General features: G+C 57.6%; 1 protein-coding gene. It reads left to right on the forward strand.

From position 1 onward, the window contains the following. A partial coding sequence (locus R0J88_RS23325; RefSeq protein ID WP_410901365.1) for a DUF1016 N-terminal domain-containing protein occupies positions 1 to 238 on the forward strand: 238 nt, incomplete at both ends.

Raw genomic sequence — 238 nt, forward strand, 5'->3', positions numbered from 1 at the left:
CTGAAATACATGCGGGCTCTGGCGCAAGCATGGCCTTCATCGGAATTTGTGCAGCAGCCTGCTGCACAATTGCCGTGGATTCATCTTTGTACCTTGCTCGACAAAGCAAAGGATCCGGTGGTCGGCGATTGGTACGCGGGCAAGGCGCTTGAGCACGGCTGGTCCCGCAACGTTCTCGCGATGCAAATTGACACGGAAGCACATGCGCGGACGGGTGCGGCCGTAACCAATTTCGACG

The sequence above is a fragment of the Pseudoalteromonas sp. SIMBA_162 genome (assembly GCF_046535955.1).
Lineage (GTDB): Bacteria > Pseudomonadota > Gammaproteobacteria > Enterobacterales > Alteromonadaceae > Pseudoalteromonas > Pseudoalteromonas marina.